The sequence below is a fragment of the Bacillus sp. L75 genome (assembly GCF_003676355.1).
GTDB lineage: Bacteria > Bacillota > Bacilli > Bacillales > Bacillaceae > Bacillus > Bacillus velezensis.
This window is the reverse complement of record NZ_ML064903.1, coordinates 125,436-150,273: the sequence shown is the minus strand read 5'-3', so window position 1 is coordinate 150,273 and position 24,838 is coordinate 125,436. Positions and strand designations below refer to the sequence as shown.

The 24,838-nt window shown below is 46.7% G+C and carries 23 protein-coding genes, 3 tRNA genes and 1 other annotated feature; of the genes, 2 read left to right on the top strand and 24 right to left on the bottom strand.

Going from position 1 to position 24,838, the window contains the following annotated elements; all coding sequences use genetic code 11:
* The first annotated feature begins 138 nt into the window (after positions 1-138).
* On the top strand, positions 139-630 hold the full coding sequence (locus D5S11_RS06900) for a hypothetical protein (RefSeq protein ID WP_020956158.1): 492 nt from the start codon (positions 139-141) through the stop codon (positions 628-630).
* A 32-nt stretch (positions 631-662) separates the two neighbouring features.
* On the opposite strand, the gene yihA is transcribed toward D5S11_RS06900, so the two are convergent.
* The 13 genes from yihA to ilvB all read right to left on the bottom strand — a co-directional run bounded on the left by yihA (position 663) and on the right by ilvB (position 17,759).
* Positions 663-1,250, bottom strand: coding sequence for a ribosome biogenesis GTP-binding protein YihA/YsxC (gene yihA, locus D5S11_RS06895; RefSeq protein WP_003152626.1), 588 nt, complete (start codon positions 1,248-1,250; stop codon positions 663-665).
* A complete protein-coding gene (gene lon / locus D5S11_RS06890) occupies positions 1,247-3,571 on the bottom strand; it encodes an endopeptidase La (protein ID WP_007612896.1) in 2,325 nt (774 codons plus the stop codon). The genes yihA and lon overlap by 4 nt, the downstream gene beginning before the upstream one ends.
* A gap of 198 nt (positions 3,572-3,769) precedes the next feature.
* Complete coding sequence (lonB, locus tag D5S11_RS06885; protein ID WP_012118116.1) at positions 3,770-5,428, bottom strand: ATP-dependent protease LonB; 1,659 nt, start codon at positions 5,426-5,428, stop codon at positions 3,770-3,772.
* Positions 5,429-5,577: 149 nt separating this feature from the next.
* Entirely contained in the window at positions 5,578-6,840 is a 1,263-nt protein-coding gene (clpX, locus tag D5S11_RS06880; protein WP_007408149.1) for an ATP-dependent protease ATP-binding subunit ClpX, read from the bottom strand.
* 271 nt (positions 6,841-7,111) lie between these two features.
* Positions 7,112-8,386: a trigger factor gene (tig, locus tag D5S11_RS06875; protein ID WP_003152618.1), complete on the bottom strand. Its 1,275-nt coding sequence runs from the start codon at positions 8,384-8,386 to the stop codon at positions 7,112-7,114.
* Positions 8,387-8,602: 216 nt separating this feature from the next.
* Entirely contained in the window at positions 8,603-9,607 is a 1,005-nt protein-coding gene (gene ddcA, locus D5S11_RS06870; protein ID WP_059368019.1) for a DNA damage checkpoint antagonist DdcA, read from the bottom strand.
* A gap of 117 nt (positions 9,608-9,724) precedes the next feature.
* Entirely contained in the window at positions 9,725-10,324 is a 600-nt protein-coding gene (gene leuD, locus D5S11_RS06865; RefSeq protein WP_007408146.1) for a 3-isopropylmalate dehydratase small subunit, read from the bottom strand.
* A gap of 15 nt (positions 10,325-10,339) precedes the next feature.
* Positions 10,340-11,758 carry a 3-isopropylmalate dehydratase large subunit gene (gene leuC / locus D5S11_RS06860; RefSeq protein ID WP_007408145.1) on the bottom strand — a complete coding sequence of 473 codons (1,419 nt, stop codon included), beginning with the start codon at positions 11,756-11,758 and terminating at the stop codon, positions 10,340-10,342.
* A 49-nt stretch (positions 11,759-11,807) separates the two neighbouring features.
* The gene (leuB, locus tag D5S11_RS06855; RefSeq protein ID WP_085342234.1) at positions 11,808-12,905 is read right to left on the bottom strand and encodes a 3-isopropylmalate dehydrogenase; all 1,098 of its coding nucleotides are present in this window, start codon (positions 12,903-12,905) and stop codon (positions 11,808-11,810) included.
* A 20-nt stretch (positions 12,906-12,925) separates the two neighbouring features.
* Entirely contained in the window at positions 12,926-14,482 is a 1,557-nt protein-coding gene (locus D5S11_RS06850) for a 2-isopropylmalate synthase (RefSeq protein ID WP_108724800.1), read from the bottom strand.
* Positions 14,469-15,497, bottom strand: a complete 1,029-nt coding sequence (gene ilvC / locus D5S11_RS06845) for a ketol-acid reductoisomerase (protein ID WP_007408142.1) — start codon at positions 15,495-15,497, stop codon at positions 14,469-14,471. The genes D5S11_RS06850 and ilvC overlap by 14 nt, the downstream gene beginning before the upstream one ends.
* A 22-nt stretch (positions 15,498-15,519) precedes the next feature.
* The gene (ilvN, locus tag D5S11_RS06840; protein WP_025285067.1) at positions 15,520-16,038 is read right to left on the bottom strand and encodes an acetolactate synthase small subunit; all 519 of its coding nucleotides are present in this window, start codon (positions 16,036-16,038) and stop codon (positions 15,520-15,522) included.
* Entirely contained in the window at positions 16,035-17,759 is a 1,725-nt protein-coding gene (gene ilvB, locus D5S11_RS06835) for an acetolactate synthase large subunit (protein ID WP_032866714.1), read from the bottom strand. Before ilvB ends, ilvN begins: the two co-directional genes overlap by 4 nt.
* Before the next feature lie 119 nt (positions 17,760-17,878).
* Positions 17,879-18,130, bottom strand: a binding site (T-box leader).
* A 422-nt stretch (positions 18,131-18,552) separates the two neighbouring features.
* On the opposite strand from ilvB, the gene D5S11_RS06825 reads away from it, so the two are divergent.
* Positions 18,553-18,903: a DNA helicase gene (locus D5S11_RS06825; protein WP_164833840.1), complete on the top strand. Its 351-nt coding sequence runs from the start codon at positions 18,553-18,555 to the stop codon at positions 18,901-18,903.
* Between the two features lie 39 nt (positions 18,904-18,942).
* Here D5S11_RS06825 and D5S11_RS06820 read toward each other — a convergent pair whose 3' ends face one another.
* The 11 genes from D5S11_RS06820 to gerE all read right to left on the bottom strand — a co-directional run bounded on the left by D5S11_RS06820 (position 18,943) and on the right by gerE (position 24,810).
* The gene (locus tag D5S11_RS06820; protein ID WP_007408136.1) at positions 18,943-19,128 is read right to left on the bottom strand and encodes a hypothetical protein; all 186 of its coding nucleotides are present in this window, start codon (positions 19,126-19,128) and stop codon (positions 18,943-18,945) included.
* A 249-nt stretch (positions 19,129-19,377) separates the two neighbouring features.
* A tRNA-Arg gene (locus D5S11_RS06815) sits at positions 19,378-19,451 on the bottom strand.
* Between the two features lie 124 nt (positions 19,452-19,575).
* Positions 19,576-19,649 (bottom strand) — tRNA-Arg (locus tag D5S11_RS06810).
* A gap of 124 nt (positions 19,650-19,773) precedes the next feature.
* Positions 19,774-19,847, bottom strand: a tRNA-Arg gene (locus tag D5S11_RS06805).
* A 113-nt stretch (positions 19,848-19,960) separates the two neighbouring features.
* The gene (locus D5S11_RS06800; RefSeq protein ID WP_007408135.1) at positions 19,961-20,470 is read right to left on the bottom strand and encodes a YfcE family phosphodiesterase; all 510 of its coding nucleotides are present in this window, start codon (positions 20,468-20,470) and stop codon (positions 19,961-19,963) included.
* Between the two features lie 15 nt (positions 20,471-20,485).
* On the bottom strand, positions 20,486-21,082 hold the full coding sequence (locus D5S11_RS06795) for an XTP/dITP diphosphatase (RefSeq protein ID WP_096335143.1): 597 nt from the start codon (positions 21,080-21,082) through the stop codon (positions 20,486-20,488).
* 11 nt (positions 21,083-21,093) lie between these two features.
* Positions 21,094-21,831, bottom strand: coding sequence for a ribonuclease PH (gene rph, locus D5S11_RS06790; RefSeq protein WP_007408134.1), 738 nt, complete (start codon positions 21,829-21,831; stop codon positions 21,094-21,096).
* 109 nt (positions 21,832-21,940) lie between these two features.
* Positions 21,941-23,026, bottom strand: coding sequence for a GerMN domain-containing protein (locus D5S11_RS06785; protein ID WP_012118124.1), 1,086 nt, complete (start codon positions 23,024-23,026; stop codon positions 21,941-21,943).
* 106 nt (positions 23,027-23,132) lie between these two features.
* Entirely contained in the window at positions 23,133-23,951 is an 819-nt protein-coding gene (gene racE / locus D5S11_RS06780) for a glutamate racemase (protein WP_108724798.1), read from the bottom strand.
* 7 nt (positions 23,952-23,958) lie between these two features.
* Positions 23,959-24,399 carry a MarR family winged helix-turn-helix transcriptional regulator gene (locus tag D5S11_RS06775; protein WP_108724797.1) on the bottom strand — a complete coding sequence of 147 codons (441 nt, stop codon included), beginning with the start codon at positions 24,397-24,399 and terminating at the stop codon, positions 23,959-23,961.
* A gap of 186 nt (positions 24,400-24,585) precedes the next feature.
* Positions 24,586-24,810: a spore germination transcription factor GerE gene (gene gerE / locus D5S11_RS06770; RefSeq protein ID WP_003152579.1), complete on the bottom strand. Its 225-nt coding sequence runs from the start codon at positions 24,808-24,810 to the stop codon at positions 24,586-24,588.
* Positions 24,811-24,838 lie beyond the last annotated feature (28 nt).

Sequence of the window (24,838 nt, the reverse complement as noted above, 5' to 3'; positions counted from 1 at the left end):
TTATTATTTATAATAATTATAACATAGTTTCTTCGGGAAAATGTGAACAGATTTCAAAAATGTTATGCTATAGTATAAAAAGCTCGTTTCCACTGTAATCATCATACTAAAAATCCTTTACTGCGGGTAGGTGACAGGATGAAAAAAACATCAATTTTATTACCGGGACTTCTGCTTGCCGCTTCATTATTCGCATGGCTTCAGAGCGGACAGGTTCACCTGTTTGCGAATCAGGGGGAATGGCCGGTGCTCCTTATGCTTTTGGGCGCTGCGCTCTTGTATCAGGGCAAAAAGGAAGCGGCCGGGCCTCACGTCCTGATCGGCATGCTTCTTTTCGGCATAGGTTTACACTTTTTCGCCAAACCTGAGCTCTCATGGTGGCCGGGAGATTTTGAAATGATTCTCTTCGTCTTCGGATTCTCCTTATTTGCGGCAGCCAGAAAAGAATATGTATACGAAGCGGTTGCCATGATTGGTTTTTCCCTCTTTTTATACTTCTTTAAACAAATTACGGCGTGGCTGGAGTCCGTCCATATTCCGACGGAACACTTCAAAACATACTGGCCGTATGTTTTCATCGGAATCAGCCTTTTATTATTGTTTATCAAGCGGAACAAAACTATACGATAAAACCCAAAACGCACTGCGTTTTGGGTTTTTTATTACCGGCTGATCATTTTTTTAATGGCTCCCCATGCTTCATCTTTGCCTTTTTTCGTTTCAGAGGAAAATAAAATCAGCTCGTCTTCAGGATCCATATCAAGCGTCTGTTTGACAACCTTTAAGTGCTTGTCCCATTTTCCTTTTGGAATCTTATCCGCTTTTGTCGCGATAACGATGACGGGAATGCCGTAATACTTCAGGAATTCATACATGTTCACGTCTTCAGCAGACGGCGCGTGCCTGAGGTCGACAATCTGCACGCAGGCTTTCAGCTCTTCGCGGGTCGTCATATAGGTTTCAATCATTCTCCCCCATGCTTCCCGCTCGCTTTTGGAAACTTTCGCAAATCCGTACCCGGGAACGTCGACAAAATGCAATTCATCATTGATGATGTAAAAGTTTAAGGTCTGTGTTTTCCCCGGTTTTGATGACGTTCTGGCCAAGTTTTTCCGATTGATTAATGAATTGATAAAAGATGACTTTCCTACATTTGATCTTCCCGCCAGCGCGATTTCCGGAAGCCCCCCATCAGGGTACTGTTCGGGTTTGACCGCGCTGATCACGATTTCTGACTTTGTGACTTTCATTTCTTCTCTCCTACTAAGGCATGTTCCAAAACGTCATCCAGGTGAGAAACGAATATAAACTTCAGTCCTTCTCTGACGCTTTCTGGAATATCCTCTATATCTTTTTCGTTATCTTTAGGCGCAATAATAGTGGTCAGGCCCGCTCTGTGCGCGCCGAGCGCCTTTTCTTTCAGTCCGCCGATCGGAAGCACGCGGCCCCGCAGCGTAATTTCTCCCGTCATACCGACTTCGCGTTTTACCGCACGGTCCGTTAATGCTGAAACGAGCGCCGTGGCCATCGTAATTCCGGCAGAAGGGCCGTCTTTCGGCACCGCTCCTTCAGGGACATGGATATGAATGTCATACTTCTCATGGAATTTCGGATCGATTCCGAACTGTTCCGCTTTCGAGCGGACATAACTGAAAGCGGCCTGCGCTGATTCCCGCATGACATCTCCAAGCTTCCCGGTCAGAATCAGCTTTCCTTTTCCCGGTGACAATGACACTTCGATTGACAGCGTATCTCCGCCGACCGTCGTATACGCAAGCCCCGTGACAACCCCGATTTGATCTTCGGTTTCCGCCTGTCCGTATCTGAATATCCGTTTTCCGAGATAGTCGGCCAGATTTTTCTCTGTAACGGTAATGCGTTTTCTCTCCTCAGACACAATGGCTTTTGCAGCCTTTCGGCAAATGGCGGCAATCTGGCGTTCAAGCGTTCTCACGCCGGCTTCCCTCGTGTAGTAGCGGATGATGTCCGTAATCGCCTGGTCCCGAATCTGCAGGTTGCTCTTTGTGAGCCCGTGCTCTTTGATTTGTTTCGGAAGCAGGTGGTCCTTCACGATCTCCAGCTTTTCGTTTTCAGTGTAGCCTGACAGGCTGATAATCTCCATTCTGTCTCTGAGAGGTCCCGGTATGGAAGCAAGGTTATTCGCAGTCGCGATAAACAGCACTTTCGATAAATCGAACGTCTCTTCAATATAGTGGTCGCTGAATGTGCTGTTTTGTTCCGGATCCAGCACCTCAAGCATCGCCGAAGACGGATCGCCTCTGAAATCAGACGACATTTTGTCGATCTCATCCAGGAGAAAGACCGGATTTTGTTTACCGGCTTTTTTCATCCCCTGTATAATACGGCCCGGCATCGCTCCGACGTATGTACGCCGGTGCCCGCGGATTTCAGACTCATCGCGCACTCCGCCCAGTGAAATTCTCACAAAACGGCGCCCCATGCTCGTACTGATTGATTTTGCAAGAGATGTTTTACCGACTCCCGGAGGTCCGGCCAGACAAAGAATCGGCCCTTTCAGCGTTTTCGTCAGCTGTTTCACGGCCAAATACTCCAAAATCCGCTCTTTCACTTTCTCTAAGCCGTGGTGCTCTTTATCTAAGATTTCCCCGGCTTTTTTAATATCAAGTTTATCTTCTGTTTCATCCGACCACGGAAGGGCGATGAGCCAGTCAATATAGTTGCGGATAACAGAGCTTTCCGCTGAGCTTGACGGCACTTTTTCGTAACGGCTTAATTCCTTAAGCGCCGTTTCTTTGACACGCTCAGGCATGCCTGCTTCTTCTATCTTTTCCGTGAGCGACTGAACTTCGCCGGTTTTTCCTTCTTTGTCGCCAAGCTCCTTCTGAATGGCTTTCATCTGTTCACGCAAGTAGTATTCCTTTTGAGTGCGTTCCATCGAACGTTTGACGCGCTGACCGATTTTTTTCTCAATCTCCAGCACTTCTTTTTCATTATGAATGGAACGGATGACCTTATTCAGACGTTCTTTAATATCCGCCGTTTCTAAAATGTCCTGCTTGTCCTTTAATTTCAGCGGGAGATGAGAAGCGACGATATCCGCCATTCTGCCGGGCTCTTCAATATCAGTCACAGCCGCATACGTTTCTGCGGAGATTTTTTTAGAAATTTTTATGTACTGGTCAAAATGGTCCAGCAGCGTCCGCATAAGCGCTTCGTCTTCCACGTCTTTTGAATCATCCTCATGCATCAGCTGTATATCGACCGAAGTATAATCTTCGAGTTCGGTGTATTCAAGGATCTGCGCCCGCTGAATTCCTTCTACAAGCACTCTGATCGTACCGTTGGGCAGCTTCAGCATCTGTTTAATTTTTGTATAAGTGCCGACGGCGAAAATATCCTCTTCACCCGGTTCGTCTATCGAAATATCCTGCTGAGTGGCTAAAAAAATCATATGATCATGCATCATTGCCTGTTCAAGAGCCTGAACCGACTTGTCACGGCCTACATCTAAATGTAAAACCATTGTCGGGTATACCAATAAGCCTCTTAAAGGGAGGAGCGGGATGCTGCGTTTTGTATCTTCTGCCATGTGACTGACACCTCCGTGACTTTAGTATGAACCATTATAATACAACTTTTTCATCGTTGTACAATTCCGGGATCGGGCAAAATCGGCTTATCCGCCTGCCCTGTATATAAAACAGTCTCTTCGTAGTATACCCTTTCTTTCTGTTCTGAAAAAGGAAAAGATGTCCTCCATAAAAAAACCCCATTATAAAAATGGGGTTTATACGGATTCTTTATTCATTTGGATATCAAACGGTTTTTGTTCTGAAGGAGGGTCAACCAATATGACGTCCAGCACTTCCTGGAACGTTTTTACCGCTTTAATGGTGATTCCGTCTATTCGTTTCAGAATGGACTGCTGATTTTCATATGGGATAATGACCGTTTTTGCTCCGGCCTGTTTTGCGGCTTTAATTTTCGGAATGACGCCGCCGATCGGTTTGACAAGCCCCGTCAGGCTGATTTCTCCCGTCATCGCCACCGTATGGTCGATCGGGATGCGGTGAATCGCGGAAAAAATCCCCGCGGCCATCGCGATACCTGCTGAAGGTCCGTCAATCGGGCCTCCGCCCGGAAAATTGACGTGAATGTCATAGTCTGAAGGTTTGATGCCCATTGTGCGCAGAACCGTCAGAACATTTTCCACAGATCCCTTTGCCATGCTTTTGCGGCGGATCGACTTCGATTGGCTGCCGATGCTTTCTTCCTCTGCAATTCCCGTGATATTCAGGCTTCCTTTGTCCTGCGCAGGTGTGACATTCACTTCGATTTCCAGCAATGCGCCGCTGTTCGGCCCGTAGACGGCAAGTCCGTTCACGATGCCGACTTGCGGTTCATCGGCGATTTTCTGCTCATTTTTAGGTGTAAGCTGACTGGAATGAACAACCCATTCTATATCTTCTGTCGTAATTTCTTTTCTGTCCTCAGTCACCGCCATGCCGGCGGCGATCTGGATCATATTGACGGCTTCACGTCCGTTTCTCGTATATGTGGTCAGCACACTGAGAGCTTCGTCAGAAATCTCTTTCTGAATTTTGTCGGCTGCTTTTTTCGCAACGATTTTAAGTTCATCCTTTTCCAGCTCGCGGAAAAATACTTCAAGACAGCGCGAACGGATGGCCGGCGGAATTTCATTCGGCATTCTCGTTGTCGCTCCGATCAAACGGAAATCTGCCGGAAGCCCATTTTGAAAAATATCATGAATGTGATTCGGTATTTGCGTATTTTCTTCACTGTAATACGCACTGTCTAAAAATACTTTTCGATCTTCAAGCACCTTCAGCATTTTATTCATCTGAATCGGATGAAGCTCGCCGATTTCATCAATAAACAATACCCCGCCGTGAGCATGGGTCACAGCCCCCTGTTTCGGCTGCGGAATGCCTGCCTGGCCCATCGCTCCCGCTCCCTGATAAATCGGATCATGCACTGAACCGATAAGCGGATCGGCAATCCCCCGTTCATCAAACCGCGCGGTCGTCGCATCAAGTTCAACAAAAACAGCCTGCTTTTGAAACGGTGACTGTTTATGTTTTTTCGCTTCTTCCAATACCAGCCGCGCCGCAGCCGTTTTACCGACTCCCGGAGGACCGTAAATAATGACGTGCTGCGGGTTCGGTCCGCAAAGCGCTGCTTTTAACGCTTTAATTCCGTCTTCCTGGCCGACAATGTCCTGAAAGCTTTTCGGCCGCACCTTTTCTGATAAAGGTTCTGATAAACTGATGGCGCGCATTTTGCGCAGCTGTTCCATTTCTTTTTTTGATTCTTTATCTATCGTCACTTTTTGTGTACGCTGGTTTTTGAGCAGATTCCAAAAATATAATCCGATGACTATCCCGAAAAACAGCTGTACAAATAATGCGATCCCTGTCCAACTCATGCTGGTCCCTCCTGAAAAAACGATTTATGTATCCAATTCATTCCTCTGTCCGCTAGTATCTCCCAGCAAAGCCCGGAATAAACATTTTCAGAAGGGTCAGGACAAGAAAAAAACCTCCTGATCAATTCGAGTCAGGAGGTTTTGTCATGTTATGCTGATGTTTTATCTTGGCCGACAACTGTGCCGTCTTTTAATACAAGACGCGGTGCTTCACCGTCTGCGACTGTCGCTCCGGTAATGACACATTTTTCAATATCATCGCGGGACGGCAGATCAAACATGACGTCAAGCATGATGCCTTCAATGATAGAACGCAGGCCGCGTGCGCCTGTTTTACGCTCGATCGCTTTTTTCGCAATTTCAGATAATGCCTCGTCTTCAAATTCAAGCTCGACATCATCAAGTTCTAACATTTTCTTGTATTGTTTGACGAGTGCGTTTTTCGGTTTAGTCAGAATTTCAACCAGTGCCGTTTCGTCAAGCTGCTCAAGGCTTGCAATGACAGGAAGACGGCCGATGAATTCAGGAATCAGACCGAAACGGAGCAAGTCTTCCGGAAGAACTTTAGAAAGCAGTTCTTCTTTTTCCAGATCTGCCGCTTTATTATCAGAGCCGAAGCCGATGACTTTTTGTCCGAGACGGCGTTTGATGATTTGTTCGATGCCGTCAAATGCACCGCCGCAAATGAACAGGATGTTCGTCGTATCGATCTGGATGAATTCCTGATGAGGATGTTTGCGTCCTCCTTGAGGCGGCACGCTTGCAACCGTTCCTTCAAGAATTTTCAGCAGCGCCTGCTGAACGCCTTCGCCTGATACGTCGCGTGTAATGGACGGGTTTTCAGATTTTCGCGCTACTTTATCGATTTCATCGATATAAATAATGCCTTTTTCTGCTTTTTCCACATCATAATCTGCTGCCTGAATCAGCTTGAGGAGGATGTTTTCTACGTCCTCACCGACATATCCGGCTTCAGTCAGAGATGTAGCGTCCGCGATCGCAAACGGCACGTTCAGAATACGCGCAAGCGTCTGGGCAAGAAGTGTTTTCCCGCTTCCAGTCGGTCCGATTAAAGAAATATTACTTTTAGAAAGCTCGACATCATCCACTTTACTGTTGGAGTTGATGCGTTTGTAATGGTTGTATACCGCAACCGCAAGTGATTTCTTCGCCTGATCCTGTCCGATGACATATTCATTCAGAATCTCACGGATTTCCTGCGGCTTCGGAACGTCTTTAAATTCGACTTCTTCTTCTGTACCAAGCTCTTCCTCTACGATTTCTGTACAGAGCTCAATACATTCGTCGCATATATATACACCCGGTCCTGCAACCAGCTTACGAACCTGATCTTGCGTTTTTCCGCAGAACGAGCATTTCAATTGTCCTTTTTCCTCGTTGAATTTAAACATTCTTTCACCCCTTAATCTTGTCTCACTTTTTCTTTTACCTGAAGGGCAAAAGAAAACGGTTCTTGCTACGATCGAGTATGTATTGCATTTTACCATACTTTCCAGTAAGACGGTAACAATGTGTTTCGCACTTGCACATTCTATATGTATGACGAAAAACAGCCCGGCAATGACTATCTTGCCCCAAGAAAAAGAGTTATATCATAATTGTACAAAACAAGGCACGAATTAATCGCGCCCTGTTTTATTATGTCTATTATTATGAACCATATTAACGGTTTTCTACAAGAAAATCAATTGCTTTTCGAACTTTTAAATCTTCTTTCATCGCGTCAGTTGAACCGATTGCCTGCTTGATGTTTTCAACCGGCATGTTGTAAGCTTCAGCCATTTTAGTCAGCTCAGCTTCAACTTCTTCGTCCGTTACTTCAAGGTTTTCCGCTTGAGCGATCGCTTCAAGAGTCAGGTTTGATTTTACGCGTTTTGCGGCATCTTCTTTCATTTGCTCTTTTAACGCGTTTTCGTCTTGGCCTGAGAATTGAGTGTAAAGCTCAAGGTTCATGCCTTGCATTTGCAGACGCTGTTCGAATTCTTTCAGCATGCGGTCAAGCTCAGTGTCGATCATCGCTTGAGGAACATCAGCTTCAGCGTTTTCAGATGCTTTCAGAACAAGCTCTTCACGCAGTTTAGCGTCAGCTTCGTTTTCTTTTGCTTCTTCAAGGCGTTTTTTTGTTTTCTCAGTTAATTCAGCAAGCGTTTCAACTTCTTCGTCAATGTCTTTTGCGAATTCGTCGTTAAGCTCAGGAAGCTCTTTCGCTTTGATTTCATGAATTTTCACTTTGAAAACAGCTGGTTTTCCGGCAAGCTCTTCAGCGTGGTACTCTTCAGGGAATGTTACTTCAACATCCTTTTCAGCGCCTGCTTCAAGGCCTGTTAACTGCTCTTCGAAGCCCGGGATGAATGAACCTGATCCTACTTCAAGTGAGTAGTTCTCAGCTTTTCCGCCTTCAAACGCTTCGCCGTCAACGAAACCTTCGAAGTCAAGAACGACTGTATCGCCGTTTTCAACAGCGCCTTCTTCTTTCACGACAAGCTCAGCCTGACGCTCTTGAAGCGCTTTAAGTTCGTTTTGTACATCTTCGTCAGTAACGGCAGTGTCATCTTTTTCGATTCCTAAGCCTTTGTAGTCGCCAAGTTTCACTTCCGGTTTTACAGTCACTTTTGCAGTGAAAATCAAGCTTTCGCCTTTTTCGATTTTTTCAACATCGATTTCAGGGCGGTCTACAGGCTCAATGCCGGCTTCTTCAACCGCTTTAGGGTATTCTACAGGAAGTAAAATATCTAAAGCATCCTGGTAAAGAGCTTCAACGCCGAAACGCTGTTCGAATAAACCGCGGGGAACTTTCCCTTTGCGGAATCCAGGAATAGAAACCTGTTTTACTACTTTTTTAAATGCATCATCAAGAGCTGTTTTGAACGTATCGGCATCAACTTCAACCGTTAATACGCCTTCGTTGCCTTCTTGTTTTTCCCATTTTACAGACATGTGTTTCCCTCCAAAAATCTATTCAGGTTGTGTCGGTCTTCCATTCTAAAGCAATCCGCGGCTTTGTCAAAGAAAAAACCGCTTTGAATCAGAATCATTATGTAATGAACTGGCAGCCTGTCCAACCGTAATTCTCATTTCAGTTAAACCGCTATACATAAATACAACCACTATATTATAACATAACGCCTACCGCTTTCAACTATATGGTGTGATTTACAAATAAGAAATTTCTTCAATATCCTTAATCATCGTGCAGGCTTCTTCAAGTTCGCGGCTGTCAAACTCGTACATCATATGAAGTTCCTCCGGCTCAATGTCAATGCCGTGCATCTCGTAACCGACCTTATGAAGCGCCGCCGCCCATAAATCTGCGTTCAAAAACTTCGGCATAAAAGGGTGCAGGACGTACAGATGCCTTCTCCACAGCTCCTCGACGGCAGCGTATAATGTAGGGTTTTCATTGCCGAGCGTTTCATCAAGCACCCGGAGAACGCGATGCAAAATCGGAGCCGCATCAGGCTGAACCGTTTCACTCGGAACCGCGGTCATTGAATCGCCGAATTTTGTAATATGGACCGGCTTGCTGTAGTCATGGTCCGCCATCAGCGTCAAAATCATCGTCTTGATAAGAGGATGAGCGCCCGGATCTTGAAGAATTGTTTTTAAGAGACCCGTGTATTTTGCAATATTGCGGTCTTTGAGAGAATGAATCAGATTCATTTGTTCAGCGGGGCTGTTCAGCACTTTTTCCGCATCAAGAATGTCCTCGTATTCCTCCTCCCACGCCTCATCCTGCTGATCGGGATCGGTCATTTTGCGGCTGAATTCGAGCAGCCGGTAGAATTGCTCCGCACTTTCTGCGGGCAGCTGGTTTTCTTCCAGCACAGCTTCAATTGTGCTTTTGACTTCTTCATATTGTTTCAGCTGAATTAAAATGGTCATGTACACCTGCAGTACGGTGAAATAATGGCCGTACCCTTCATTCAGCATTTTCTCGCAAACTTGTTTTGCTTCTTCCAATTCCCCGAGTTCCAGAAAACAAATCGCCATGCCTAAATGTACGTCGGACTCGGTATCGCCGTGGCTTACCGCCTCTGAGAACAGTTCGAGGGCCTCCTGATACTGTTTATCCTTCATGGCGGCCATCCCTTTATCAACCAAGCGTTCTTTCAGACGGGGGAAAGGAATGATATCAGCTTTTTTCTTGTCATGCGTCATACTTTATTTCCTTTCAGGCGCTATTTTTTTCAAGTGTATCAACACGCGTCAGGAAACACAAGAAAGGATGGTGCGCACGGTAAAAAAAGCCGCCGGACAGATGCCGGTCGGCTTTTTTCAGGCTTGAAGCCATGAACTTCTTTTCGATTCAAACTGCTGTATGTCGTCTTCCAGCAGAAGCGTTAATGAAATTTCATCATAGCCGTTTATCAGCATTTCCTTCCAGTGAGGATCGACTTCAAATGAAATCTCTTTTCCTTCACTGTCGTGAATGAGCTGGTTTTCCAAGTCAACCGTCATGTTAAGAGACTGATTTTCATATTGACCGGCGAGTTTTTTCCACTGATCATACGGCATACGGATGGGAAGCATACCGTTTTTAAAACAGTTTTGATGAAAAATATCGGCAAATGACGGAGCAATGATGATTTTGAAGCCGTAATCATCCAGCGCCCAAGGAGCGTGCTCACGGGATGATCCGCAGCCGAAATTCTCTCCGGCAATTAATATGGACGCGCCTTCATAGACTTTGCGATTTAATTCAAATTCAGGATCAGGCTCACCGTTCTCAAGGTATCTCCAATCAAAAAACGCGAATCTGCCGTATCCGGTTCTTTCAATTCTTTTCAAAAACTGTTTCGGAATAATCTGGTCCGTATCGACGTTGATCCGGTTTAAGACGGCCGCTTTTCCCGTATGTGTTTTTAAAGGTTCCATCTTTTCGCGCACTCCTTACACAACTGTTTTTTCTTGATAAAACTTTCTTACATCGACGAAATGCCCGTGAATGGCTGCCATTGCCGCCATCGCCGGACTGACAAGGTGTGTTCTCGCGCCTTTTCCCTGTCTGCCTTCGAAGTTGCGGTTGGAAGTGGAAGCGCATCGTTCCCCTTCAGGCACGACATCATTGTTCATACTGAGGCACATGCTGCAGCCTGATTCTCTCCATTCAAATCCGGCCTCGAGAAACACGCGGTGCAGCCCTTCTTCCTCGGCCTGCTGTTTCACGCTTTGAGAACCCGGGACCACAATGGCTCTGACGCTGTCAGCGACTTTTCGGCCTTTGATCATATCCGCAGCCTGGCGAAGATCGGTCATCCGCGAATTTGTACAGGAGCCGATAAACACATGCTCGACTTTAATATCTTCAATTTTTTGATTCGGTGAGATTCCCATGTATTCGTACGCGCGGATGGCTTCTTTTTTACCGTCTTCAGAATCAATCGTTTCCGGCGCCGGTATTTGGGCATCGACCGGAAGAACCATACCGGGATTGACGCCCCATGTTACCATTGGAGAAATCTCGCTGCCGTCTAACACGATGGAATGATCGTATACGGCGCCCGGATCGGTTTTTAACGCTTTCCATTCTGCGGCGGCTTTTTCAAATTCCTCGCCTTTTGGCGCGTATTTACGGTTTTTACAATATTCAATCGTCGTGTCATCAGGAGCGATCAGTCCCGCCCGTGCTCCCGCTTCTATTGACATATTGCAGACCGTCATGCGTTCGTCCATAGACATGTTTCTGAATACTTCCCCGGTGTATTCAATGACATATCCGGTACCGAATTTCACCCCGTATTTTCCGATGACCGACAAGATGACATCCTTCGCGGTCACTCCTTTTTGGAGCGTTCCGTCAACGCGGATTTCAAGCGTTTTCGGCCGCTGCTGCCATAGTGTCTGAGTGGAAAGAACATGTTCCACCTCACTTGTGCCGATACCGAAGGCAAGCGCCCCGAATGCACCGTGAGTCGATGTATGGCTGTCTCCGCAAACGATCGTTTTCCCCGGAAGTGTCAGACCAAGCTCAGGCCCGACTACGTGAACGATCCCCTGGTCTGCGCTGTGAAGATCCGCAAGACGGACGCCAAACTCCTCACAATTCCGTTCAAGCGCGGTTACTTGGCGCTTTGCGACTTCATCTTTAATGTCAAAACGGTTGACGGTCGGAATATTGTGGTCCATCGTCGCGAATGTATTCTGCGGCCGTCTGACCTTTCTCCCCTTCTGTCTTAACCCTTCAAACGCCTGAGGAGACGTCACCTCATGAATGAGGTGCAGGTCAATATAGAGAAGGTCGGGTTTTCCTTCACCGCTTTTTACAACATGCCGATCCCAAATCTTTTCGATGATTGTTCGAGGCATCATCTTTGTTTCCTCCCTCTACCTATGAACTAAGACCGCTTTCTTTAAAGCGTCACACTATAGATTTTGTATTCGAGCCGGCTAATGCGGCTTTTACTTTTTCAGTAATGTCATGCGTTCCGGCATATTGGCCGTCCCGGGCGATATCACGTGTACGGCTGCCGTCTGCAAGCACCTTTGCGACCGCCTTTTCCACCGCCTGCGCTTCGTTTTCAAGTCCGAAAGATGTTCTCAAAAGCATCGCAGCTGATAAAATCGCCGCAAACGGATTGGCCATCCCTTTACCGGCGATGTCAGGCGCAGATCCATGCACGGGTTCAAACAAGTGAAGACCTGAACTTGATAAACTGGCTGACGGCAGCATGCCGAGCGAGCCTGTCAGCATGGAGGCTTCATCGCTTAAAATATCGCCGAACATATTCTCAGTTACGATGACGTCAAATTGGCTCGGAGCGTAGATGAGCTGCATCGCGGCATTATCGACAAGCATATGTTCAAGCGTCACATCAGGAAATTCTTTTGCGATTTCCTCTGCGGTTTCCCGCCACAGCCTGCTTGAAGAAAGCACATTCGCCTTATCAACGGACGTCACTTTTCCTTTTCTGCCGGCAGCCATCTTAAAGGCTTCTCTGACAACGCGTGCGATTTCTTCTTTCTTATAAAAAAGGGTATCGACCGCTTCCTTTTCTCCCGCTTCATTGACATACTGTCTGCTCGGTTCTCCGAAGTAGAGGCCGCCCGTCAGTTCCCTGACGATTACAAAGTCGACGCCGCTGATATATTCTTTTTTCAGCGGAGATGCCTCAGACAAGCTTTCAAATACGGTCACGGGACGCAAATTGGCAAACAGGCCGAGTTTTTTTCTGATGCCGAGCAGGCCTTTTTCCGGTCTGAGCTCCGGAGGATTTTGGTCCCATTTCGGCCCGCCGACTGCCCCGAGCAGGATGGCGTCGGATCTTTCACAAAGAGCCACCGTCTCCTCAGGAAGGGGGTTTTGATGGGCGTCAATGGCCGCTCCCCCGATCAGTCCGTTTTCAAATTCAAATTCATGTCCGAATTGTTCGGCAACGCTTTTCAATACATCTGCCGCTGATTCCGCCACTTCCGGTCCGATTCCGTCACCGGGCAGCAAAGCAATGCGTTTTTTCAAATCAAACGTTCTCCTTTCTATTACGAGCCGACCGCAGTCTGTCTCTTTAATCCGTCTAAATTGCAATCCAGCACCAGCTGCCGGTTCACGGCGTTCAGATAAGCTTTAGCAGAAGCTTCCAGAACATCCTGCGCGATTCCCCGCCCTGATGTTTCTTTTCCGTTCACGGTCACTCTGACAAAAACTTGAGCCAGCGCGTCTTCGCCTTTCCGGTTGGATTGGATGCGGTAGTCTGTCAGTTCAATATTTTTATCGATGCAGCGCCCGAGCGTATTATAAACGGCTTCTACGCTGCCCGCCCCCGTTGCCGCCTCTTGCATCAGCTGTTCGTTTTCCTGATTTTTTAAAGAGACTGTTGCAGTCGGCACCTGAGACGTCCCGTAATGCACTTGCAGAGACAAAAATTCATAGCCGATTTTTTTGTCTGTCACTTTTTCTTCTAAAATAAGAGAAATCAAGTCATCATCAGTGATTTCTTTTTTCTTTGCGGTCAGTTCTTTAAACATCGTAAAATATTTATTGATTTCATCACTATCAAACTGGAATCCAAGCGTATTCAGGCGGTCTTTGAACGCGTGGCGCCCGGAATGCTTTCCGAGTACAAGTGCATCAGCAGTCACGCCGACAAGTTCCGGTGAAATGATTTCATATGTTGATTTTTCTTTCAGGAAACCGTCTTGGTGAATGCCGGACTCATGTGCGAAAGCGTTATCTCCGACGATTGCTTTGTTGCGGGGAACTGCCATACCCGTCAGTTTGCTGACAAGATCACTCGTCCGCTTCAATTCATGAAGATTGAGAGATGAATCGGCTTGATGCGCGTCATTTCTGACATGAAGCGCAACGGCGATTTCCTCTAGCGCGGCGTTCCCGGCTCTTTCTCCTATGCCGTTAATGGCGCATTCAATTTGATCAGCGCCGTTCTCAATTGCCGAAAGTGAGTTGGCAACCGCCATTCCGAGATCATCGTGGCAATGGGCTGATAGCTTTACCCGGCTGATATTCGGAACGTGTTCCTTCATATATTTAAAGATGTTTCCGTATTCAGCCGGCGTCAGGTAACCTACAGTGTCCGGCAGGTTGATGACGCTCGCGCCGGCATCAATCACTTCTTCAACGATTTCAGCCAGAAACGGAAGTTCGGTGCGGCATGCGTCTTCTGCTGACCATTGAACGATCGGAAAGCGTTCTTTTGCATACTTCACCATTTCAACCGCTTTTTCCTTAACCTCTTCCCGCGTCATTTTCAGCTTATGCTTCAGATGAATGTCAGAGGTGGCGATAAAGATGTGAATCCGCGGGCTGGCCCCGTCTTTCAGCGCTTCCCAGGCTGCGTCGATGTCACCTTTGACAGATCGGGCAAGCCCTGTTACCGAACAATTTTTAATCGTTCTTGCGATTTCCTGCACGGCTAAAAAATCACCTCGGGATGAAGCGGGAAATCCCGCTTCAATAATGTCCACCCCGAGTCTTTCAAGCTGCTTGGCTATCGCCAGTTTCTCCCGGGAATTGAGGTTGACCCCGGGGGATTGTTCACCGTCACGAAGGGTCGTGTCGAAAACATTAATTTTGCGCAACGGAGACCACCGCTTCCTTCTTTTTGCCTTGTTTGACAAACGGCATCATTTCACGGAGCTGTCTGCCGACCTTTTCAATCTGATGCTCGTTTTCACTTGCATTGATCGCATTGAAGCGAGGACGGTTCACTTGGTTTTCCACGATCCATTCTTTCGCGAATGTACCGTTTTGAATATCTGTTAATACTTGTTTCATCGATTCTTTTACCTTTGCATCGACTACGCGCGGCCCTGAGACAAAATCTCCCCATTGAGCCGTATCGGAGATAGAGTATCTCATGCCCGCCAATCCTTCTTCATACATCAAGTCTACGATCAACTTCAGTTCGTGCAGACACTCGAAGTATGCGAGTTCAGGCTGGTAGCCGGCTTCTGTCAGCGTTTCAAAACCCGCTTTGACAAGCGCCGTTAAACCTCCGCACAGAACAGCCTGCTCACCGAACAAATCCGTTTCCGTTTCTTCCTTAAATGTTGTTTCAAGAACGCCCGCACGCGCTCCGCCGATTCCTTTTGCATAAGCAAGAGCCGTATCTTTCGCTTCGCCTGATACATCCTGGTAGATGGCAAACAATGCCGGTACGCCCGCGCCTTGTTCATATGTTCTTCTGACAAGGTGTCCCGGTCCTTTAGGGGCGACAAGGAATACATCCACATCAGCAGGAGGCACGATCTGATGGAAATGGACGTTAAATCCGTGTGCGAATACCAATGACTTGCCCGCCGTCAATTCATCTTTGATTTCAGCTTCATATACTTTTTGCTGCTGTTCATCCGGAAGAAGAACCATAATGATATCAGCCTGGGCAGCCGCTTCTCTTACCGAAAAGACTTGATGACCGTCTTCTTGGGCCTGTGTAAATGATTTTCCTTGTCTGACGCCGACAATGACATCAATTCCGCTTTCTTTTAAGTTCAGCGCATGTGCGTGACCTTGTGAACCGTAACCGATAATCGCTACTTTTTTACCTGCCAATACGTTCTCTTTGATATCACCGTTATAATATACTTTTACCATTTTAATCTCTCCCTTTTTTGTGTTATACAATTGAAATTGTTTTATTGGATGACGCCTTCTGCTGGGTTCCCCTCGCAAAAGCCGTTGTGCCCGTTCTCGCGATTTCTTTAATGCCGTAGGGTTTGAGCAGCTCTATGAGCGCTTCGATTTTATTAGATTCGCCGGTAACCTGAACGACGACGCTGTCTCTTGAGACATCAACGACGGAAGCTCTGAACGGCTCAATGATTCCATTGATTTCCGTTCTGGCCGACGGTGCGGAAACAACTTTGATTAATGCCAGCTCACGCTGTACAATCGATTGGTTTGTAATATCCGTCACTTTCAGGACGTCAATTTGTTTGTTAAGCTGCTTTGTCAGCTGCTCTACGTCATTTTCGCCTTCCACATGGACGACAAATGTAATCCTTGAAACACCGCTTGTTTCCGTGTGGCCTACAGTGATGCTTTCGATATTATAGTGTCTTTTTGTAAACAGGCCGGTGATCCGGTTTAATACTCCCGAGCGGTTGACCACCGTTAATGTGATAATGCGTTTCAAGGTTTCACCCCCACCATTTCATGAAGTCCTTTACCCGGCGCAATCATCGGGAATACTTTCTCGCTTTTGGCGACCCGGACGTCAATAACGGCCGGTTCTTTTGATGAAAGCGCCTTTTTAAGCTCTTCTTCCGCCTCTTCCTCCGATGAAATCCGGACGCCTTTAATGCCGTAGGCTTCTGACAATTTGACAAAGTCAGGCTGCGCCGAGAATTTGGATTCAGAATAGCGCTCTTCATAGAAGATTTCCTGCCACTGTCTGACCATGCCCAGACATTCGTTGTTCAAGATAACCACTTTGACAGGAAGATTCAGCTGCCGGATGACATCTAATTCCTGAAGGGTCATCTGAAAACCGCCGTCTCCGAGGATGGCAACGACCGTGGCGTTACGATCGGCCAGCTGCGCTCCGATAGCCGCCGGAAGGCCGAAGCCCATTGTGCCGAGTCCCCCCGAGGTAACCCACTTATCAGCCTTTCGGAAAGGATAAAACTGAGCCGCCCACATCTGGTGCTGGCCGACATCCGTCGCCACAATCGCCTCACCGTTTGTGAATTGGTGAATATACTCAATCAGCTTTTGGGGTTTCAAGCCCTCTTCTCTGTTGTCTGTATACCAAAGCGGATATTCTTCTTTCCATTCTGAAAGCTGCTGTTTCCACTCCTCTGTCTGTCCCTGTTTTCCGTTTTGCTTCAATAATTCCTGAAGGACGATTTTACTGTCGCCGACCACCGGAATCTGCGTTTCGATAATTTTTCCGATTTCAGCAGGATCAATATCGATATGCGCCACTTTGGCCGATTTTGCAAAATGCTTCAGATTTCCGGTCACGCGATCATCGAACCGCGCTCCGATGCTGATCAACAAATCACAGTGGTAAAGCGCCATATTCGCTGTGTATGTGCCGTGCATCCCCGCCATTCCCAGAAAAAGAGGATGGTCTGCCGGGAAACCGCCCAGACCGAGAAGCGTGTGCGCTACCGGGATTTGCTGCTGTTCGGCATAATTTTTTAAATCTTCTGAAGCTTTACCGTGCAAAACACCCGCTCCGGCTAAAATAACCGGCTTTTTCGCACTGCTGACAGCTTCCACGAGCTTTCGGATCTGCAGATAGTTAGGCTCTTTTACAGGCTGATAACCCGGAAGGCTGATCTCGTGATCATATCTGAACTCTCCTTCAAATGCTGCGACATCCTTCGGTATATCAATTAATACCGGGCCCGGTCTTCCCGTCGTGGCGATATGGAACGCCTCTTTAATCACACGGGGGAGATCTTCCGGACGGCGGACTTGGTAGCTGTGTTTCGTAATCGGCATCGTAATTCCTAAAATGTCGGCTTCCTGGAAAGCGTCGCTGCCGATGACCGAAGTGGCCACCTGACCGGTAAACACTACGAGCGGCAATGAATCTATCATCGCATCCGCAAGACCGGTAACTAAATTTGTCGCTCCGGGTCCGGAAGTAGCAATCACAACCCCCGGCTTTCCGGAGACTCTCGCATACCCTTCTGCCGCATGAATCGCGCCTTGCTCGTGGCGGGGCAGGATGTGAACCAATCCTGATTGATACAGTTTATCGTAAATCGGAAGGACGGCTCCCCCCGGATAGCCGAAGATCATCTCGACATTTTCTTTCTTTAATGATTCAATCAGCATCAGAGCCCCGTTCATTGTTTTTGTACATTCGGCAGACAAAGAATCCGCCTGTACATTTGTACCCATTTTCAGTTCCTCCTTTTCAATGTTCCCTTCTAAAATCCAATTCATAAAACGCAGCGCCGGCTGACGCAAATAAAAAAGCCTTCCCACCCACATTCAGCCAAGCATTTCATGCGATAGCCAAAAGGGGCGAAAAGGCTTTGCTTTCCGCGGTACCACCCTTGTTTACGGTCATATGCAGACCGTCTCATGGATAATGAATATCCGTTTTGATAACGAGTAAACATTGCGTTCACTCGGCCGAGTCCTACTCTTCATATTTCAGACCGGCACTCTGAGGGGAGTTCACTTTGATTTGTTTTACCGGCTCTCAGCGTTACCGGCTCTCTGTGAAAAACTTCAGCAAAGCTACTTATCCTCTTCTGCGCTTTTTATTATGGCAGCTCTTTTATTAAAAAAGAACCTTCATTTGTTTGTTTTTTCAGTGTTTTATGATTTTTCTTTTTAGCGTGAATCATTTATTTGTTTTTGTTTGAACTCATATTACGCCCGTTTGCAGACAGTGTCAACAGCATTTTTATAATTATTAGACAATTTAGATTAATCAATCTATTTTGTATACGCTTTCATTACTGGTACAAAGGGATCTGTAAATGTTAAAAGTTTTTATCATTTTTTTATTAATCTCTCAAGATTACATGAAATTTTTCCGTTCATATACGAATATGTCACATTTTATTACACAATTTTTCTCTGTCCTTCCGGCATGCTTGTCAGATATTCCGTTCGATTGAACAGGCTCTTTCTACAGACATACGCATACACTGTTCTTATCTCGTAAGAAATGAGTGATGTCATGAATAAGATGTTATCAGGCATGCAGGGCCTGCCTCCTGGATTTCCGCCTTTACCGGTCTTACCGCCGCAGTCTTACTATCCTCCGGCCCCGATGCATACAGCACCAAATCAAGGCGGCCCTTCTTTTCAGCAGGGATTCCCGTCATCCGGATACGGACAGCAGACCCCGCAAAGCACGCTGTCATTCGCCGGGCAGCAATTCGTTCCGTACCCTTATACAACCGGGTACTACGGCCAATCCTTCAGTGACGTCGGCGGAAGCCTCGGCGCCGGGGCGCATCCCGGCGCGCTCGGGGGCGGTTTCAGCGGCCATGCCGGGGGCTTCAGCGCTCCGAGCGGATTCAGATGATACAAAAACCGGCCTCCCACGGCCGGTTTCTTTTCTTATTCACAGAGTATAACGGTCATTCCATTGATTCATTTCCTGCTCCGTATAGTAATCAGCCCTTGAAACCTCAACAATGATTAAACCGCATTGAGTGATTAAAAATTGCTTCAGTTCCTCAAACAGCTCGTCTTTTCCGCAAAAGATCGTTTCTATATTGTGATTTTTATATGCAAATGCGTACTTCAAAAGCTAATTCCTCCTGCTGTCTTTCTATCATTCATTGACAAAATGTATGATAGAAATTAGATAATTTATCACTCAAGGGCGCCTTAAGTATCTTTATACATATATTTATTACGATAAATATTACATTAAGTTTCATTTATATTAAAATTACTTTACAATTTTCATCAAATACGGAACTTTTGTTTCGTAAAACAAAAAATAAAATACAAAAAAACCTCAAACCCATTGTCAGGGCTTGAGGTTTTTATACGTCCCAGGAGAGATTCGAACTCCCGACCGACGGCTTAGAAGGCCGTTGCTCTATCCGGCTGAGCTACTGGGACATGAAAATCAAATTGTTCTGCTGATCATTTTACCATGATATCAGCGAATTGACAATATAGTCATCCGATAAAAAAGGCCAGCGGCATCAGTTTTCACTCTGATGTCACCAGCTCTTTTTTTATACGTCCCAGGAGAGATTCGAACTCCCGACCGACGGCTTAGAAGGCCGTTGCTCTATCCGGCTGAGCTACTGGGACATGAAAATCAAATTGTTCTGCTGATCATTTTACCATGATATCAGCGAATTGACAATATAGTCATCCGATAAAAAAGGCCAGCGGCATCAGTTTTCACTCTGATGTCACCAGCTCTTTTTTTATACGTCCCAGGAGAGATTCGAACTCCCGACCGACGGCTTAGAAGGCCGTTGCTCTATCCAGCTGAGCTACTGGGACAGCTTTTGCTTTATGTATCAGCGACAAGATTTATTATATACAGGTTCAAATCATAAGTCAATATTTTTTTAAAAACTTTTGATGGGGAAGAATGAAATCTCCCCCATCACTTGTTAAAAACTGATTGTATTCCCAAAGTCCTTCAATTCCCGACCCGTTTCATCGTAAAATGTCACGGCGCCTTCTCTTTCTGTAAGAGTAAGAATGGCATAGCTTTTCACATTGCGGACTCTCGGAAGACGGATGCTGCCCGGATTAATCAAAAGCTTGCCCCGAAGCTCTTCACTCCCGGCAATATGTGAATGGCCGAAGCAGACGATATCCGCCCCAAGCTCTTCCGCCCGGTAAAAAACAGTTAAAAGTGACTGTTTAATGCCGTGAAGATGCCCGTGAACGGCCAGAATTTTCTTTGAACCTGCGTCCAGAAGAAGTTCATCCTGAAACCCGCCGCCAAAGTCGCAATTGCCTTTTACCGTGTGAAACGGCGTAAGCGCCGGATGTGCGGCGTCAAGCTCTGAATCACCGCAATGAATCATCAGATCCGCTTCGTCTTCGTGCCGCTTTGCAATCGTCTCCAGCTCGTCTTCAAGGCCGTGACTGTCACTTATTATCAGCACTTTCATTGCATACGCTCCCCCTTATGAATCAAGCAGCTTTGACAGTTTCTTGAGCGCCTCAGCCCTGTGGCTGATTTTGTTTTTCTCAGCGCTTGTCAGCTGGGCCATGGTTTTATCTTTATCTTTTACAATAAAAATGGGATCATAGCCGAACCCGTTATCCCCCTCGGGTCCTTCCGCAATATACCCTTCAACATGACCTTCGACCGTTTTTGTTTCCCGCCCCGGCATGCTGACGGCAAGGGCGCAGCGGAAACGGGCCGTGCGCTGCTCTTTTTCGATGCCTTTTAATTCTGACAGCACCTTGTCCATATTCGCTTTATCATCTTTTGCTTCTCCGGCATAACGGGCTGAATAAACGCCCGGTCTGCCTCCAAGGTTGTCCACCGATAAACCGGAGTCGTCTGCAATGACCATTTTGTTGACGGCTTTTGCCACGGCTTCCGCTTTTAAGATGGCGTTTTCTTCAAAGGTATGTCCGGTTTCTTCAATTTCTTCCGTAAATCCGATTTCCGCCAAAGAAGAGACGCTGTAGCCTTTCGGTTCGAGTATTTCCTTGAATTCTTTCACTTTTCCCTGATTGTGTGTCGCAATAATGGCTTCTTTCACGCTGATCAGGCCTCTCTTTCTTATTTCAGTTCAGGCAATGTTTCTGCCAGCACTTCTTTTTGCTTTTGAATAAGCGTCTGGATTCCTTTTTCGGCAAGACTTAACAGTCCGTTTAAATCTTCACGGGAGAATGTGGCTTCTTCGCCCGTCCCTTGAAGCTCTACAAAACGTCCGCTTCCCGTCATGATGATATTCATGTCGACTTCAGCCGCCGAATCCTCTTCATAATTCAGATCCAAAAGAAGGCCTTCTTCTTTATCCATCCCGACAGAAATGGCCGCGAGATAATCTGTCACAGGAGAGGTTTTGATAACGCCGCTTTTTACGAGTTTGCCGATCGCAATGGCCATTGCCAAGAAGGCGCCGGTAATGGAAGCCGTTCTTGTTCCGCCGTCAGCTTGAATGACGTCACAGTCGATCCAGATCGTGCGTTCGCCAAGCTTCTCCAAATCAACGACGGCCCGGAGCGCGCGCCCGATCAGCCGCTGAATTTCCATCGTTCTGCCGGAGACCTTTCCTTTTGAAGATTCTCTTATCGTTCTTTGATTCGTCGCGCGGGGAAGCATGCTGTATTCCGCTGTGATCCAGCCTTTTCCTCCGCCGCGTAAAAATGGCGGCACCCGGTCTTCCACAGATGCATTACAGATGACCTTCGTATTTCCCGCTGTAATTAAAACAGAGCCTTCCGGGTGAGTGATAAAATCCAAATCAAATGTGATAGGGCGCAGCTCATCGTGCTGTCTTCCGTCGTGTCTCATATTTTACCTCCGATTATATGTACATAAACCTTTTGTTCCGGATTGTGAATAAAGAAAGAGGCAGCCGGAACGCTAACCTCTTTTTTACTAGTATATCAAAAATCGCAAATTAAAAACTACCCGTATTCACTTGTGACGGCCTCGAAACAGGTTTTGAAAGGGATTCTCCTTTTTCATTCACCAGTTCTGATTTTCCGTTTACTTTTATAGAAACACTTTTAATCGACGGCTGTTCGGTTAACGTGAGAACGATGCTGTCCAATACGCCCGATGATACCATTTTTGTTTTTTCGTCGGCGCTTCCGTAAATGGAGCTGTTAAAGTCCAGTGTAACCTGGCCGTCTTTCACTTTCGGCTTGCTGAGAAGCTTAACATCGTTATTAAAGTCCGTCAAAAGCCCGCTTGCTTTGCCCGGTCCGTCGGCGAGCTGTTCAACGGCAGCGGTGATGTCATCTGTTTCCGAATTGTCAATCCGCTTTGTGACAGGCACGTAGTATTCGCTTGTCTCTGTTTCCGCCAGATAATAGACAGTCAGCGGATGGGTGTCTGTCAGATCATTCACTCCGGCCGTTTCAATATTAATCCCGTCTTTTCTGCTTAAGTCGCCCGTAATCGGAGTGCCGCCCACAGGCATTTCTTTCAGTTCGTGCCCGTTGATTCTGATTTTGACTTTATCTATTGAGCTGAATTGGGTAAGCGTCCATGTAATCGATTGCAGGATTTTTTGTTCGTCTTCTTTTTTATAGTTTTTAAATTCCTTCGAAAAATCAGCGACGGCAGTGCCGTCTTTTTTAATATCGACATTTACCGTCGTATCCGCAGGGAGCACCGCTCTGAAGCCGTTCGGCAGGATTTCTGACACAGGCCCTCCCTGAACCAAATACTCAAGGGCCTGCTTTGCGGTTCCCTCACTGTTCGGAAGAGGCAGTGTCTGTGCTGCGACATAGCCGTTTTTATCAATCAGATACAGCTCTCGCATGACTGTATTGGCCGGCTGGTCGGCTTTAGAAGTGCCGTTTTTCTCTGACTGCTTTGGTTTTGCCTGAATTCCCGCTTCATCCTTTACATATGAAATGTCTTGAGGCGGGTCAATTTCCCCGGCTGTTTTATCGGATTGAAACAAACCGCATCCAGATAACACAAAAGCCGAAGTAAGACATGTTGCAGCAATGACTGCAGGTCCTTTTTTCAGCATACTTTTCCCTCCTAAGGCTGTTTGTACTATGATGTATACGAGCCCTGTCCGGGAAATAGACCGGGAAGCGCAAAAAAACCCGCCGTAAACAGCGGGTTTTTTTGATTTATTTTCTGACCGGCTCTTGAAGGGAGATGCACTCGACATGGCCGATTTCGTGGCCGAACCAGTCTTCGGCAATTTTTGCGAAACCGTTCCGCTCTCCCGTTGTAAGAAATTGATGCTCCGGTGCATGTTTCGATTGGTTTAACAAACCTTTATAAGACAAGATGGTGCTCACTTCTCTCGCCGTCTCGTCTCCGGAGGAAATGATTTTCACATGCTCTCCCATATAGTTCTGAATCGGATCTTTTAAAATCGGATAATGCGTACATCCTAAAATCAAGGTGTCAATTGATGTACCTTTTAAAGGCTCAAGCGATGCTTCAACCGCTTCCTCCGCTGATTCCTGAAGAAACCGTCCGCTTTCCACAAACGGCACGAGCAGCGGACAAGCCGTGTTCTTAACTTGAAGTTCTGCGTTTAATCCGAGCAGCGCCTGCTCATACGCTCTGCTTTTAATGGTATTGACCGTGCCGATGACGCCGATATGCTGGTTTTTCGTGACCTTTATCGCCGTTCTTGCACCCGGCTGAATGACGCCGACAACCGGAATATCCGTTTTGCGCTGAATATCCTCCAAGGCAATGGCCGTGGCCGTATTGCAGGCGATTACGAGCATTTTGATATGGTGGTTTTCCAGCAGGTAATCGGTCATTTCCCACGTGTATTGAAGAACTTCTTCTTCAGGACGCGGGCCGTACGGGCAGCGTTTTGTATCTCCCACATAGATGATATTTTCCTTCGGTAGCTGTCTCATGATTTCCTTAGCAACGGTTAACCCGCCAACCCCGGAATCAATGACTCCTATCGGCTGTTCCAACAAAATCGCCTCATTTTCTTTTCATTTCATGCTGCAGTTTCAATAATGATTTTTCGAAAGCGGCTGTTTCTTCTTCGGAAAATGTCGCAAACATATCCCTCAAATAAGCCTGTCTTTTCAAAATCACTTCTTGGATAATGCGCTCTCCTTCAGCGAGAAGATGAATTCTGACGACCCGTCTGTCGGCCGGGTCTTTCACCCGCTCGACAAGCTTATTTTTTTCCATGCGGTCTATCAGATCCGTCGTCGTGCTGCAAGCCAAATACATTTTGCCTGATAATTCGCCTATTGTCATATCCCCCAATTCATAAAGCCATTGAAGCCCCACGAATTGCGGCGGTGTAATTGCATATTGGTTAAGGATTTCTCTTCCTTTTTGTTTAATGATCACAGCGATATGGCGGAGTGATTTTTCGATATCCGCAACATGCTCTACAGATTTTGATGTCATTTGTCCATCCCTCACTCAAGGATCTTTCTGGGCTATGCGCTCCGTGTCTATTTTCCTTCTTTTTTTAAGAAAATGCAAGACTGACGGAGAAAAAGGAAAAACCGGGATTTTCACCGCATGCCCATCAGCCCGGGCGCCAACGCAAATAACCGGCTCCTTCTCGAAAAGAAGGAAAACCGGCAAGAATCAGAGCTCTAGCTCACCCATTCTAAGAAGCTCGACAACAGCTTGCGAACGCCCTTTCACACCTAACTTCTGCATGGCATTTGAAATGTGATTCCGTACAGTTTTTTCACTGATAAATAGCTCGCTTGCAATTTCCTTTGTTGTCTTGTCTTGAACGAGCAATTCGAATACTTCTCTTTCTCTTTTGGTCAGCAGCGGCTTTGATTGAAAATCTTTCTCCTTCAAGTATTGTAACCCTCCTTGCTAAGGTGAG